At 59.5% G+C, this 15077-nt stretch carries 9 protein-coding genes; 6 read left to right on the top strand and 3 right to left on the bottom strand.

Translation table 11 applies throughout. The annotated features are described in order from the left end of the window. Window positions 1-391, bottom strand: a 391-nt coding sequence (locus FY112_RS20790) for an Lrp/AsnC family transcriptional regulator (RefSeq protein WP_151519173.1), incomplete at its 3' end; no start/stop codon positions are given. Window positions 392-521: 130 nt separating this feature from the next. Between FY112_RS20790 and hppD the strand changes: the two genes are divergently transcribed. The 6 genes from hppD to FY112_RS20820 all read left to right on the top strand — a co-directional run bounded on the left by hppD (window position 522) and on the right by FY112_RS20820 (window position 9791). After that, window positions 522-1631 (top strand): 4-hydroxyphenylpyruvate dioxygenase, encoded by a 1110-nt coding sequence (hppD, locus tag FY112_RS20795; RefSeq protein ID WP_017960091.1) that lies wholly within the window; start codon window positions 522-524, stop codon window positions 1629-1631. A gap of 61 nt (window positions 1632-1692) precedes the next feature. Next, complete coding sequence (gene hmgA, locus FY112_RS20800) at window positions 1693-3054, top strand: homogentisate 1,2-dioxygenase (protein WP_094086193.1); 1362 nt, start codon at window positions 1693-1695, stop codon at window positions 3052-3054. A 52-nt stretch (window positions 3055-3106) separates the two neighbouring features. Further along, window positions 3107-4132 carry a fumarylacetoacetate hydrolase family protein gene (locus tag FY112_RS20805; RefSeq protein WP_151519174.1) on the top strand — a complete coding sequence of 342 codons (1026 nt, stop codon included), beginning with the start codon at window positions 3107-3109 and terminating at the stop codon, window positions 4130-4132. After that, complete coding sequence (gene maiA / locus FY112_RS20810) at window positions 4129-4761, top strand: maleylacetoacetate isomerase (RefSeq protein ID WP_151519175.1); 633 nt, start codon at window positions 4129-4131, stop codon at window positions 4759-4761. The genes FY112_RS20805 and maiA overlap by 4 nt, the downstream gene beginning before the upstream one ends. Window positions 4762-5125: 364 nt before the next feature. Further along, complete coding sequence (locus FY112_RS20815) at window positions 5126-5416, top strand: hypothetical protein (RefSeq protein WP_246700718.1); 291 nt, start codon at window positions 5126-5128, stop codon at window positions 5414-5416. Next, on the top strand, window positions 5400-9791 hold the full coding sequence (locus FY112_RS20820; protein ID WP_131708924.1) for an ATP-binding protein: 4392 nt from the start codon (window positions 5400-5402) through the stop codon (window positions 9789-9791). Before FY112_RS20815 ends, FY112_RS20820 begins: the two co-directional genes overlap by 17 nt. 235 nt (window positions 9792-10026) lie before the next feature. On the opposite strand, the gene FY112_RS20825 is transcribed toward FY112_RS20820, so the two are convergent. Together FY112_RS20825 and FY112_RS20830 are read right to left on the bottom strand one after the other, a co-directional pair. Continuing rightward, window positions 10027-13842 (bottom strand): vitamin B12-dependent ribonucleotide reductase, encoded by a 3816-nt coding sequence (locus FY112_RS20825; RefSeq protein ID WP_017960101.1) that lies wholly within the window; start codon window positions 13840-13842, stop codon window positions 10027-10029. A 639-nt stretch (window positions 13843-14481) separates the two neighbouring features. Further along, window positions 14482-15072 carry a hypothetical protein gene (locus FY112_RS20830; RefSeq protein WP_017960102.1) on the bottom strand — a complete coding sequence of 197 codons (591 nt, stop codon included), beginning with the start codon at window positions 15070-15072 and terminating at the stop codon, window positions 14482-14484. Window positions 15073-15077 lie beyond the last annotated feature (5 nt).

Consider the following 15077-nt stretch of genomic DNA (forward strand, 5'->3'; position numbering starts at 1 on the left):
GGGGCAACAGAACGTCGTTGACGAATTTCGAGAGGTCGGCGAGCCCGCGGGTTGCGACCGTCAGGTGATAATCCATTTCACCGGTTAGCGCATAGGCTTCGAGAACTTCCGGCAACCCGTTGATCAGTTGCGAAAATCGGCGGGCATTGTCTCTGTTGTGGGTCGCGAGCGTCACGGAAATGACCACCAGCATATCGAGACCCAACTTCTGCCGATCGAGGTAAGCCCGGTAGCTGCGGATATATCCCTCAGCCTCCAGTCTCGTGCGCCGGCGCGAGCATTGCGACGGCGAAAGCGCAATCCGCTCCCCCAGCTCGTTGTTCGTCAGCCTGCCGTCCTTTTGAAGTTCCTGGAGCAGGCGCAAATCCAATTTGTCGAGTGGCTCATCCATTGCACGAAATCCCCAATACACTCACGGATCGTGCATAATCTCTTCTCGGAGCATAAAGAATGCAAGAACTTTGCACGCGTTTTGGGCCACACTTTGCATATCAAATGCAATCTCCTCTGGAGGAAAGAAAATGGGTCCGTTCCCGCATGACGCACCGCCCTCGGAAATCACCGCCGACAATCCGGCCGGCACCGACGGCTTCGAATTCGTCGAGTTCGCCCATCCTGAGCCCGAGACGCTGCGCGAGCTCTTCACACGCATGGGCTACACCGCCGTCGCCAAGCACAAGACGAAAGATATCACCGTCTGGAGACAGGGTGACATCAACTATGTCCTGAACGCCGAACCGGGTAGTCAAGCCGCGCGTTTCGTCGCAAATCACGGTCCCTGCGCCCCATCGATGGCCTGGCGCGTCGTCGATGCCAAGCACGCTTTCGACCACGCCGTATCAAAAGGCGCTGTTCCCTATGAAGGGGACGACAAGATGCTCGACGTCCCGGCGATTGTCGGCATTGGCGGCTCGCTGCTCTACTTCGTCGAGACCTATGGCGCCAAGGGATCGGCCTACGAGGCCGAGTTCGATTGGCTCGGCGAGCGTAACCCGCATCCCCAGGGCATCGGCTTCTATTATCTCGATCACCTGACGCACAACGTCTTTCGCGGCAACATGGACAAGTGGTGGGATTTTTACCGCAACCTGTTCAATTTCAAGCAGATCCACTTCTTCGATATCGATGGGCGCATCACCGGTCTGGTGAGCCGCGCCATCACCTCGCCCTGTGGTAAAATCCGCATTCCGCTGAATGAATCGAAGGACGACACCAGCCAGATCGAGGAATATCTGAAGAAGTACAAGGGCGAGGGCATCCAGCACATCGCCGTTGGAACGGAGGATATTTACGACGCCACCGACAGGCTTGCCGACAACGGCCTGCGCTTCATGCCGGGTCCTCCGGAGACCTATTACGACATGTCCTATGAACGCGTGAACGGCCATAGTGAACCTGTCGAACGCATGAAGAAGTACGGCATCCTCATCGATGGCGAAGGCGTGGTGAATGGCGGCATGACGAAAATCCTGCTGCAGATCTTCTCCAAGACCGTGATCGGGCCGATCTTCTTCGAGTTCATCCAGCGCAAGGGCGACGAAGGCTTCGGCGAAGGCAATTTCCGGGCTCTTTTCGAGTCGATCGAGGCCGATCAGATCAAGCGTGGTGTCATCGGGACTGCAGCGGAGTAAACTCACTAGCGCCGCGCATCTTTCGGACGCGCGGCGCTGGAGTGTTCGGGGAGGAGTGAGCATGGACCAGACATCGATCCAGACGTCGGATGGTGAAGCCGCGACGGCAAACACGCTGAAATACATGCCGGGGTTCGGCAATGACTTCGAAACCGAGTCGCTTCCCGGCGCCTTGCCGCAGGGCCAGAACAGCCCGCAGAAATGCAACTATGGTCTCTATGCGGAGCAGCTTTCCGGCTCGCCGTTCACCGCGCCGCGCGGGACCAACGAAAGGTCCTGGCTTTACCGCATCCGCCCGAGCGTGCGTCACACCCGCCGCTTCTCCAACGCGTCCTATCCGCTCTGGAAAACGGCGCCGTGCCTCGACGAACATTCGCTTCCTCTCGGCCAGCTTCGCTGGGATCCCATCCCGGCACCCTCGGAGAGACTGACATTCCTCGAAGGGGTGCGGACCATCACGACGGCAGGCGATGCCACGACCCAGGTGGGCATGTCAGCCCATGCCTATGTCTTCAATGAGGACATGGTCGACGATTACTTCTTCAATGCCGATGGTGAATTGCTGATCGTGCCGCAGCTCGGCGCCATCAGAGTGTTCACCGAAATGGGCATCATGGACGTCGAGCCCCTGGAAATATGCCTGATCCCGCGCGGCATGATGTTCAAGATTCTGAAGGGCGGCGAGCAGACGGTCTGGCGTGGCTATATATGCGAGAACTACGGCGCGAAATTCACGCTGCCGGACCGCGGACCGATCGGCGCCAACTGCCTGGCAAACCCGCGTGACTTCAAGACACCTGTCGCCGCGTTCGAGGACAAGGAAACGCCGTGCCGCGTGCATGTGAAGTGGTGCGGAAAATTCTATGTCACGGACATCGGCCATTCGCCGCTCGATGTGGTGGCCTGGCACGGCAACTACGCCCCGTTCAAATACGACCTGCGGACATTTTCTCCCGTTGGCGCGATCCGCTTCGATCATCCCGATCCGTCGATTTTTTCGGTGCTGACCGCGCCGACCGAAGATGCCGGCACGGCGAATGTCGATTTCGTGATCTTTCCGCCGCGCTGGCTGGTCGCCGAGCACACATTCCGTCCGCCCTGGTACCACCGCAACATCATGAGCGAATTCATGGGCCTGATCCACGGCCAGTATGACGCCAAGGAGGAGGGCTTCGTGCCGGGCGGCATGAGCCTGCACAACATGATGCTTCCCCACGGGCCGGATGCGCTCGCCTTCGAAAAGGCATCCAATACCGAGCTCAAACCCGTGAAGCTCGATCACACCATGGCCTTCATGTTCGAGACCCGGTACCCGCAGCAACTGACGAAATACGCAGCCGAGCTTGAAACGCTGCAGGATAATTACCTGGAATGCTGGGATGGCCTGGAACGCAAGTTCGACGGAACCCCCGGCATCAAATGATGCATCAAGTGATGCATCAAGTGAAGTCATCCTCCGGCACGGGATTTCGGACATGAAACTTGCGACCTTGAAAGACTCCACGCGGGACGGCCGGCTCGTCGTCGTTTCCCGCGACCTGACCCGCTGTTCCGAGGTCGGTCATATCGCCCGCACTCTGCAGGCGGCGCTCGATGATTGGGCGCATGTGGCTCCGAGGCTCGCGCTTATTGCCGAAGGCGTCGAGACCGGCGCCCAGCCGGCGATCCGATTTCACGAACATGACGCTACGTCACCTTTGCCGCGAGCCTACCAATGGGCCGACGGCTCCGCTTACGTCAACCATGTCGAACTGGTGCGCAAGGCGCGCGGCGCCGAGATGCCGGCAAGCTTCTGGACCGATCCGCTGATCTATCAAGGCGGTTCGGACGCTTTCCTCGCGCCGCGCGATCCGATCGTGGCGTCTGACGAGGCTTACGGGATCGACATGGAGGGCGAGCTCGCCGTCATCACCGGCGATGTTGCCATGGGTTCCAGCCCGGAGGCCGCACGCGGCGCCATCCGCCTGGTGATGCTCGTCAACGACGTATCGCTACGCGGTCTGATCCCGGACGAGCTGGCGAAGGGATTTGGTTTTTTCCAGTCCAAGCCGGCATCGGCATTTTCTCCGGTTGCCGTGACGCCGGACGAGCTTGGAGAGGCCTGGGATGGCGGCAAGCTGCATCTTCCGCTGCTGGTGAGCTTGAACGGCAAGTCATTCGGCAAGGCCAACGCCGGCATCGACATGACCTTCGATTTTGGCCAGTTGATCGCCCATGCCGCCAAAACCCGTAACCTCCTTGCCGGAACGATTATCGGCTCGGGAACGGTGTCCAACAAGCTGGACGGCGGCCCCGGCAGGCCGGTTGAAGAGGGAGGGGACGGCTACTCCTGCATTGCCGAAATCAGGATGATCGAGACGATTGAGACCGGATCGCCGAAGACCCCCTTCATGAAGTTCGGGGACCAGATCCGCATCGAGATGAAGGATCATGCCGGCCATTCGATCTTCGGCGCGATCGAGCAGACGGTCGAAAAATACCAAGAGGCCGACCCGCAATGAACGAGGTCGTCCTTTACGACTACTGGCGATCATCGGCGAGCTATCGCGTCCGCATCGCGCTCAATCTTCTGGGCATCGATTACAAGACCGTGCCCGTCAACCTGTTGGAAGGGGCGCACAAGACGCCGGAATATTTGGCCCTCAATCCGCAGGGACTGGTGCCGACATTGGTGATCGACGGAAGAACCCTGACGCAATCGCTGGCAATCATCGAATATCTGGCCGAGCTTCGGCCGGAATACGGATTGCTGCCACCTGACATTGCCGATCGCCAGAAAGTCCGCGCCCTCGCATATACGGTCGCCATGGACATCCATCCGATCTGCAACATGCATGTCGTGTCGCATCTGATGAGCATGACGAATAAGCCCGATGCCCGCGAGCAATGGATGAAGCATTTCATCACCGACGGGCTGGGCAAACTGGAGGCGATGATCGGTGAAGCCGATGGCACGTTCAGCTTTGGAGACACGCCGACCATGGCGGACCTCTGCCTTGTTCCCCAGGTCTACAACGCCCGCCGCTGGGGCGTGGAGTTGACCGCTTTCAAGCGCATCGTCGATATCGACGCCAGATGCGTAGACCTGCCGGCCTTCCAGGCGGCGCATCCCGACCGTGTGAAACCGTAACGGCAGAGCGGGATCCGAGACGAAATTCGAAGAAGCGTCCCCTTGTTCCTGTGACTCTCGCATCAATGACCGGCACACACCGGATCGCGTGGATTGGGATCTCCCGATCACGGCGAGGAACCGGCGTTTACCTTGTATCAACACTTCTGATTGTGCGGCTTGTCAGAAGATTGTCCTTGTGCATTGATCGGATGCTGCTGGGATAGGTCTGAAATTCTCGTCAAAGCTGTTGATCGTCGTGATCGTGATTGCCACGGGCTTGGTCGCATTGAAGCTCACCGGCTCATCGCAAAGGATTCCGATGATCACCCTCGGGAATGCATATGTGCGCAAGATATGCTGCAAGTGACGACAGGAGAAATACGTGCTCGAAGGCTGGGGTAGAATGCGGAAATCCCTCTCATTCATATCGTTGCTGCTGGCGTTCGTCGTCCTGGCCGGAGAGGGGCATGCGGCAATTTCCTACCAACGTCTCGACGGAGCGCCGGGGGAGCGCGGCCTTGCGATAAAGGGTGCGTTCGAAATCTCCGACGATCCGAAGATGCTTGTCGACGTCCATTTGTCTCAAACCCCCAAAAAACGCGATAGCCTAAACCCGATGTTGTCATTATGTTCTGGCTCCCTGGGAGGAGCACTGGATGGCAACAGAAGATAACACAAACGATATCGAGCGCAGCTTTCAGGACATTCCTAACGACAAGAATACTGAAGCCGCGCAAACAGCATTCCTATGGGATTTGGGGTGGCATAGCGGCTCGAGTTGGTCTGATCTGCTAGAATCCAAACGCGTTCTCATTATTTCTGAAGCAGGTGCAGGCAAAACCTATGAATGCCGAGCTAAACAGCGAACGTTGTGGGCTTTGGGGGAACCCGCTTTCTATGTTGAATTGGCCGACCTCGCGCGCTCCAATCTGCGTGATCTTCTCTCGCACGAAGAGGAAGACCGCTTCGATGCCTGGCATGCGTCCCAATCCGACGTGGCGACATTCTTCCTCGATTCCGTCGACGAGTTGAAACTCAGCCTCGGCTCATTTGAGCAGGCCTTGAAACGCTTGGCGAAGGCAGCTGCGGGGCAGTTCGGCCGAATCCGCGTGGTTATCACCTCCCGACCCATCCCCGTCGACGAGCAGCTCTTCCGACAGATACTGCCTGTGCCCGATGAGCCAGAGGAGACTCCGACCAGCAAGGACTTCGCTGATATCGCGATGGCGCGCCGACCGCAGAAATCGACAGTGGAGAAGATTGCACAGGATTGGCGCAACGTTGCCCTGCTACCCCTATCCGACGCCCAAATAAAGCAGATGGCGATCAAGGAAGGTGTGGACGACCCCGATGCATTGCTCGCCGATATCCGGCAGCGCGACGCCGAGGAATTCGTGCGTCGTCCGCAAGACCTAATCGAGCTATGTGCCGATTGGCGAGTTCACCGTCGCATTCGTTCGCATCGTGATCAGGTGGCGAGCAATATCGCCGTGAAGTTGAAGCCGCGGAGTGACCGCCCGGAAAGGGCGGCTTTGTCTGCTGACAAGGCACTGGAAGGTGCCCGTCGCCTCGCTCTGGCTGCCACCCTCAGTCGTAAGCTTACCTTGCGCCATAGCGCGGAAGCTGACCGTCAGGGCGATCCGGCTGACGCGCCGCTCGATCCTTCATTAATCTTACACGAATGGCCGCGGGACGAACGTACGACACTTCTGGAGCGCTCGCTTTTCGGCTTCGCTTCATATGGCCGGGTGCGGTTCCACCATCGATCCGTGATAGAATATCTGGCTGCTGAGCACCTTCTTGCCCTGATCGAGCGAGGGATGTCGTTCCGGTCGGCGAAGCGCGTCCTTTTCACAACGACGGCTCAAGGCGAGGAGGTCGTCAAACCGTCGCTCCGCCCCGTCGCCGCCTGGATGGCGCTGCGCGACGATGCGGTTTTCGAAGAGGTGCTGCGGCGAGAACCAGATGTTCTGCTGAATTTCGGCGACCCTGAATCGCTTTCCGCAGTGAAGCGACAACGAGCCTTGCGCGCGTATGTGGGACGTCATGGCGAAGGCGGCTGGCGTGGACTGCGTGTGCCTAGCATTCAGCTCCATCGTTTCGCGGCGGCTGATCTGGGACCGGAAGTCCAGAGCCTCTGGGAAGGCGGTATCGAAAACTACGAAGTCCGCGAAATGCTGCTAACTTTGATCGGTCTGGGGAAAATGGCCGATTGCGCGGATATTGCTTACGATGTCGCAACCGCCGGAACAGCGCCCGACGGCGAGCGAATTGACGCACTTGAAGCCCTCATCCACTTGGCTGATCCTCGCCTTCCAGCAGTCAGCGCCAGCTTGACCGACGACCCGCCGCTTTGGCCGAACCGCCTTACGCGGGCGGCGCTTTCGCGGCTGTTTCCCGACTACCTTTCCGCAGAGCAGCTATGCAAGACCCTCGCGCGAGTCACGGAAAAGAAGCGCTCGGTCGGTGATATCTCGTGGCATCTCCCGCGTCGGATAGAGCAGGTTGATCTGTCAACCAACAGGCTCGATGCGTTACGTAGTGGACTTACCGAACTGGCAACGGAAGGAATCGCCTATAACGAGAAGAAATGGCCTCCTATTACCAGTAGAAGGCAGTTCCTTTTGCCAGCACTGGTGTCGACTTGCCTCCGCCAGCTCCAGGCTGGAATCGCGACGCCGGAGCTGATGTACTCCATCGCGGTCGCATTACGGCTCGTCGATCGAGAGTACGACCACTCGGAGCTTGTTAAGCAGTTAATGGCGGCTCTCCGCAGCTTGCCACCCGATGCCCGTCGCCTGATGTTCGAGGCCGATGACAAGTTGCTTCAAACCTATAAGCAGCAGACAGACCCCTTTAAAAGATTTGCGCATCTGGCGTATCACGGAGCAATAATTCATCTGGTCGCTGCCGATGCAGGATGGCTGTTTGGATCGCTCGCAGATCGCGACCGACCTGCGGCAGAGCGCGCTATGGTGCTGGAGGCGGCGCTCAGTCTCCGTGGCGACGATGTCGAATGGACCGATCATCTGGCGATGCTAAGGCCGCATGTCTCCGATCTCCCGGAGTCGGTCGAGCGCCTCGACCAACTTGCTAAACCGCGAACCCTCAGCCCCGAAATGCAAAAATGGGAACGCGAGGAGGCTCGGCGGCAGAAGCGTGACGGACGCAGCGAAGCGAAAGCTCATGCGAGTTGGACAAGGTTCTGGGACGAAATCGTCAAGCGTCCCGATATGGTGTTCGCCGCGGACCGGTCCGAAGGCACCGCCTGGAGTCTGTGGCGGGCAATGAGACAAAGTGGCGATGAGAGCCGTGCCTCGGGATGGAACCGGCGTTTTATCGAGCGGCATTTCAACAAGGCTGTTGCTGACCGGCTGCGCCTCGCGGTGATGGCCGTCTGGCGCAACGACCGCCCCACGCTGCGGAGCGAACGGCCGGAAGAACAAAAGGGAACCTTCTTGATCCGGTGGCAGCTCGGCCTCGCTGGGGTCGCCGCCGAGGCCGAGGATCCCCGATGGGCAGATAAACTCAATCAGGACGAGGCCGAGCTGGCCCTGCGATACGTGCCGATTGAGTTGAACGGCTTTCCAGCCTGGCTTGAAGGATTTGCTGGCGTGCATCCCGACGCCCTAGATGCCGTGCTGGGAAAAGAATTGACGTTGGAACTCGACGAACCAGCTATCCAGCATTCCGGGATGTTGCAGGATATCCGGCATTCGGCCTCGTCTGTCGCTCGCTTGTTCGTGCCTCGTCTGCGTGATTGGTTGGAGGCAGGTAAATGGCGGCTCGGGCATGACGAGGACGAGTCTGCGCGTGCGAGCCGGCTCAGACAAGCGGTTCAAATCCTTATACAACATGGCGACGCCGACACCGCTGCCTACGTTCACACGCTCGCGAAGGCCGAACTGGCAAACGGTGCGAAAGGTACCGTGAGTGGCATATGGTTGCCGGTTCTGATGCGCCTCGACCCAGAGGCCGGCGTCGAAGCGCTCGCGAGGACCATCGAGGCCTTTCCACCTGCGAAGTTCGGTCTGGCAACAGGGTGGTTTAGTTCTCTTTTTGGCGATCCGCACGGTAATGGAGAGACCTATCTGTCCGCCGCTGGCTTTACCCCGGAATTGCTGCTACGGCTCGCGCGCCTTGCTTATCAGTATGTCCGCCCGTCCGATGATATAGAGCGCGAGGGGAGTTTTACACCCAACGCGCGCGACCACTCGGAACGCGGCCGAAGTAACATCGTCCACGCGCTTTTGTCGGCGAAGGGGCCGGAAGGTTGGGCGATCAAACTTAGACTGGCTCACGATCCACTCTTCGCCGATTTCAAGGACCGGGCGTTGGCAATGGCTCGCGAACGCGCGGCAGAGGAGGCGGACGCGGCCACCTTCACTGAGGCCGACATCGTGGCTTTGGACAGATATGACGAACTGCCGCCGCTGACGCGCAGCGAGATGTTTATGCTGATGGTCGATCGGCTAGACGATATGGACGACGCGCTGTTGCGCGACGACTCTCCGCGAGCTGCCTGGGCGCTCATCGAGGACGAGAAAATCATGCGTCAGCAGATTGCCCGCGAGCTGCGCGCCGGTGCCAAAGCTGCCTATACGGTCGATCAGGAGGCGGTGACGGCGGACGAAAAAGAAACCGACATCCGCCTTCGCTCCACTGGCTCAGCGCATGAGGCGATCATCGAGCTAAAGATCGGTGAAAAGAACCGCTCCGCAGCCGACCTGAAGGCAACGATCAAAGACCAGCTCGTGGTCAAGTATATGGCGGCGGAGAACAGCCGCGCCGGCTGTTTGCTCATCACTGTTAAATCTCCCCGAACATGGCTACATCCAGATACCGGCTCGGCACTAGACTTGGCAGGCCTCATCGCCGTGTTGAATGAAGAAGCTGTCCGAATCGAGCAGGAAATGGGTGGCAGCCTGCGATTGACAGTGCGTGGCCTCGACCTCCAACCTCGCCTGTTGCCCGAACACGCAAAGTCACGTAACCGCCAGCGGAAAGCATCTTCCGAGCTGGAACCTGAAAGCGCAGTCGTAAACTAAGCGGGCAGAGGGCGACCTCTACTTTATCTGGACTGACTCCAGTTGGGGGCCGCGCGGATCGGGATCGGAAAGTTTGCAGGTTAGGCCTCACAAGCCACGCAGGACAAATCGTGGACCTCGGGCGACTGGTAGCGGTCGATATTGACCAACAAACCTCTGAAAGGGATTTTCCGGGCACTAAGTGCGTGCCCGGAGGTTTCATCTACGACAACCCACATGGGAGTACGACGAGTAATCAAGAGCACCCGCTCGTAGCACCACACGTGTCGCACTTCTCGCAAGTGCCATTCCGCACCATCGTGAAGTTCTGGCATTCCGAGCACATGTTGCCGGTATAGCCCTGCATGATCGAGCGCTGACGGCGTTCGGCTTCCCGCTTCTTGGCTTCGGATTTCGCCGTTGCCGCGTCGGCTGCCGCCTTGTCGGAGAACAGGGCCGTTGCGTCGCTGGTGAGTTCCTCGGTTACCTCTTCGGCGATCTCTTCCGCCAGCTCCTTGGCGCGCTCCTCGTAGTCGCGCTTGAAGGCGACGATTTCGGAGGTGGAGATGGCAACCGTCGGCTCCAGCTTGCGGGCAGCCGCGCCTGCAAAGGCAGTCACGGTGCCGGTGGAGGCGGCGCGGGCAGGGGCGGCGGTCGCCGCACCCTTGGGTTCGCCTGCCTGGCGTTCGCCGCCGGTGCCGGACACCAGTGTCGGCTTGTAGCCGCGGGTCCAGCCGGTGGAGAGCAGGTTGGTCTTGCCTTCCTGGATGCCCTTGCCGAGCGCGGTGTTCGAGAAGTCCGACGTATCGACATGCGCCAGGTCATGGCGGCCGAGATAAGAGACGGCAAGCTCGCGGAAGACATAGTCGAGGATCGAGGTGGCGTTCTTGATCGCGTCATTGCCGATGACCATGCCGGCCGGCTCGAACTTGGTGAAGGTGAAGGCCTCGACATATTCCTCGAGCGGCACACCATATTGCAGGCCGAGCGAGATGGCGATGGCGAAATTGTTCATCATCGCACGGAAGGCAGCGCCTTCCTTGTGCATGTCGATGAAGATCTCGCCGATCCGGCCGTCGCCGAATTCGCCGGTGCGGAGATAGACCTTATGTCCGCCGACGGCGGCCTTCTGGGTATAGCCCTGGCGGCGGTTCGGCAGCTTCTCGCGTTCGCGCGAAACTCGTTCGATCACCCGTTCGATGATCTTCTCGGTGACGGTGACGGCCTGGGCGGCCAGCGGCGCCTGCAGCAGTTCCTCCAGCGCATCCTCGTCGTCCTCGTCCTCGATCAGCGAGGAATTGAGCGGCTGCGACAGCTTCGAGCCGTCGCGATAGAGCGCATTGGCCTTGAGGCCAAGCTTCCAGGACAGCATGTAGGCGTTCTTGCAATCCTCGACGGTCGCCTCGTTCGGCATGTTGATCGTCTTGGAAATCGCGCCGGAGATGAACGGCTGGGCAGCCGCCATCATGCGGATGTGGCTTTCCACAGAGAGGTAACGCTTGCCGATCTTGCCGCAGGGATTGGCGCAATCGAAGACCGGCAGGTGTTCATTCTTGAGGAAGGGCGCGCCTTCCAGCGTCATCGCACCGCAGACATGGATGTTGGCGGCTTCGATGTCCTTCTTCGAGAAGCCGATATGGTCGAGCAGGCTGAAGCTCATATCGGCGAGCTGTTCGTCGGAAACCTTCAGCGTCTCCTTCAGGAAGTCGGCGCCGAGCGTCCACTGGTTGAAGACGAACTTGATGTCGAAGGCGCTCTTCAGCGCGGCGTTGACGGCTTCGACCTTCTCGTCGGTGAAGCCCTTGGTCTTCAGCGACGACGGATTGACGGCCGGCGCCTGGTTCAGGTTGCCGTGGCCGACGGCATAGGCCTCGATCTCGGCGATCTGGCTTTCCGAATAGCCGAGCGTGCGCAGCGCGTCGGGCACGGCGCGGTTGATGATCTTGAAGTAGCCGCCGCCGGCAAGCTTCTTGAATTTGACGAGGGCAAAGTCGGGCTCGATGCCCGTGGTGTCGCAATCCATGACGAGACCGATCGTGCCGGTGGGCGCGATGACCGAGACCTGGGCATTGCGGTAGCCATGCTGTTCACCAAGCTCGAGCGCCTTGTCCCAGGCCGATTTGGCGTGGGCGACGAGATCCTGGTCCGGGTTTTCCGAATGGATCAGGGCGACCGGATTGATCGACAGCGCTTCATAGCCGGAGCTCTCGCCATGCGCCGCACGGCGATGGTTGCGAATGACCTTGAGCATGCTCTCGCGGTTCGGCGCGAAGTTCGGGAACGGGCCGAGCTCGGCAGCCATTTCGGCCGAGGTCGCATAGCAGATGCCGGTCATGATCGCGGTCAGCGAGCCTGCGATGGCGCGGGCTTCAGCGGAGTCGTAGGGAATGCCTGACGACATCAGCAGGCCGCCGATATTGGCGTAGCCGAGGCCGAGCGTGCGGTATTCGTAGGAGAGTTCGGCAATGCGCTTCGACGGGAACTGCGCCATCATCACCGAGACTTCGAGCACGACGGTCCACAGGCGAACCGCGTGTTCGTAATCGGCGATGTTGATGCGCTTGGTAGCCTTGTCCTTGAACTGCAGCAGGTTCAGCGAGGCAAGGTTGCAGGCCGTGTCGTCGAGAAACATGTATTCCGAGCACGGGTTCGAGCCGCGGATCGGGCCGCCGGCCGGCGAAGTGTGCCAGTCGTTCATCGTCGTGTTGAAATGGATGCCGGGATCGGCCGAGGCCCAGGCGGCATAGGAAATGGTTTCCCAGAGATCGCGGGCCTTCAGCGTCTTCATCACCCGGCCGTCCTTGCGGGCGGTCAGGTTCCATTCGCCATCATTCTCGACGGCGCGCAGGAAGTCGTCCTTGATCGAGACGGAATTGTTGGAGTTCTGGCCGGATACCGTGAGGTAGGCTTCCGAATCCCAATCCGTGTCGTAGGTCTTGAATTGGAGATCCTTGTAGCCCTGGCGGGCGAACTGGATGACGCGCTGGACGTAGTTCTCCGGAACCTGGTCCTTCTTGGCGGCGCGGATTTCGCGCTTCAGGGCAGGGTTCTTGTTGGGATCGTAGCAATCACCATTGTCGCCGCCTTCGCAATTGAAGCAGGCCTTCATGATCGCCTTCAGATGCTTGGCGACAACCTTCGAGCCGGTCACGAGAGCCGCAACCTTCTGCTCTTCCTTGACCTTCCAGTTGATGTATTCCTCGATATCGGGATGGTCGATGTCGACGACCACCATCTTGGCGGCGCGGCGCGTCGTGCCGCCCGATTTGATGGCGCCGGCCGCACGGTCGCCGATCTTCAGGAAGCTCATCAGGCCGGAGGAGCGGCCGCCGCCGGAAAGCTTTTCGCCTTCGCCGCGCAGCATCGAGAAGTTGGAGCCGGTGCCGGAGCCGTATTTGAACAGGCGCGCTTCACGCACCCAGAGGTCCATGATGCCGCCTTCGTTGACGAGATCGTCCTCGACCGACTGGATGAAGCAGGCATGCGGCTGCGGGTGTTCGTAGGCCGACTTGGATTTGGTCAGCTTGCCGGTGAAGGGATCGACGTAGAAATGACCCTGGCCGGGACCATCGATGCCGTAGGCCCAGTGCAGGCCGGTGTTGAACCACTGCGGCGAGTTCGGGGCGACGCGCTGGGTGGCGAGCATATAGGCAAGCTCGTCCTTGAAGGCCGATGCATCTTCCTCGGAGGAGAAATAGCCGCCCTTCCAGCCCCAATAGGTCCAGGTGCCGGCAAGACGATCGAAGACCTGGCGCGCATCGATTTCCGAGCCGGTCTGCTCGTCCTTCGGCAGGTTCTTCAGCGCAGCATCGTCGGGAACGGAGCGCCACAGGAAGGAAGGAACGTCGTTTTCCTCGACCTTCTTCAGCCTGGTGGGAACGCCGGCCTTGCGGAAATACTTCTGCGCCAGCACGTCGGTCGCGACCTGGGAGAACTGCGCGGGAACGTCGATGTTCTCGAGGCGGAACACGACCGAACCGTCAGGGTTCTTGATCTCGCTCGTCGCCTTGCGGAATTCGATATCCGCATAGGCGCCTTGGCCGGCCTTCGTGAAACGACGTTCGATGCGCATGGTCTTGACCTCGTGTTGGCACCCGGTCCCCACGACCTCAGGCGCAAAATTCCTATCCGGCGGCACTTTGTCGTCGTGCAGCCAGTCTCGTTTCCGTATTGTGACAGGGGTGTCATCCGGAGATGTCCTTCCTGTATCTTGTGGTGATGGTGGCTGCAAACACTAAATATAGTATTAACAGCTTATTATCGCCAGCCCCAATGTCACTTTTTTTGGAGGCTGAAAACCGCGCAGAAATCCTGTCTGGCCTGGACCGTTCTCGGTCCATCGCCCTGATTCCGCGTCCTAATTTTCAAAAGGGAACCGGGCTCGTTACCTCCGGTCCTGTCGCCGCCGCAACATCAGGATCAGTAAAGTTTGAAACAGCTGATTCCGTCAAGGGCTGGCTTTTAATTCATTGCTAACCACAACATGTTGTGGATGCGCCTGTGGAGATTGGGGAAAGCCGGGGAGCGCTGAAATTACAATGGCTTGCAGGCGTTGCCGGCTAAGGAAAACCTTAGAATGGCAAAAAAGCGTCGTGCGGCAAATCTTGTGATGGCATTTCCGGCGCAAATCGGCATGCCGATTCGCCGGTGAAATCCGCGCTCCTAAAGCGCGTCCTTATCGCAAAACCGCAAACTTTTGCGCGACATGCTGTTAGAGCGCATCGATGGCGATGGTGACGATGGCGACGCCGATTGGCCTGTTCTCTTTGTCCATGACAACGAAGCTCGCCTGCGTCTCGAGATTCTGGGTGGATTCATTGCGTTCCGCCCGGTCGATGAAGATCTCGCGGGAGCCGTTGGCGAAGGTTCTAAGGTATTTCTCCTCGTCGCCCTGCCAGAAGTCGGCGGTGATGGTGCTCTGCCCGACATTCAGCCCATGCGAGTCCGTGACGAAAAATTCGAGAATCGCGCCCTGCGAGGCGTCCTGTTTTTCCCTCAGGTAATGCGACACGGATTTGTCGAGCAGCAGCTTGACCATCTGCAGGTGGTGCTGATCGACCTCCGACCGGTAGGTTTCGTCGAGCACTCGCATATCCATTTCGCTGACATTGCCGAATTTTGCGTTCTGCTCGGCGATGGCTTTCAGCACCAACGGCGTTTCCACTATCGGCCGGATCCGCTTCTCGACATAGTCCCGCACGAGGGGAATATAGGCAGGCTCAGCGCGGACAGGCGCCAGCGGCAACAGAAAGGCCGCCAGCCCGGCAGTCACAACCGCTCTTACATACCCCCACCGCGCCATCTTGT

Source organism: Rhizobium sp. PEPV16, assembly GCF_008919455.1.
Classification (GTDB): Bacteria; Pseudomonadota; Alphaproteobacteria; order Rhizobiales; family Rhizobiaceae; genus Rhizobium; species Rhizobium leguminosarum_Q.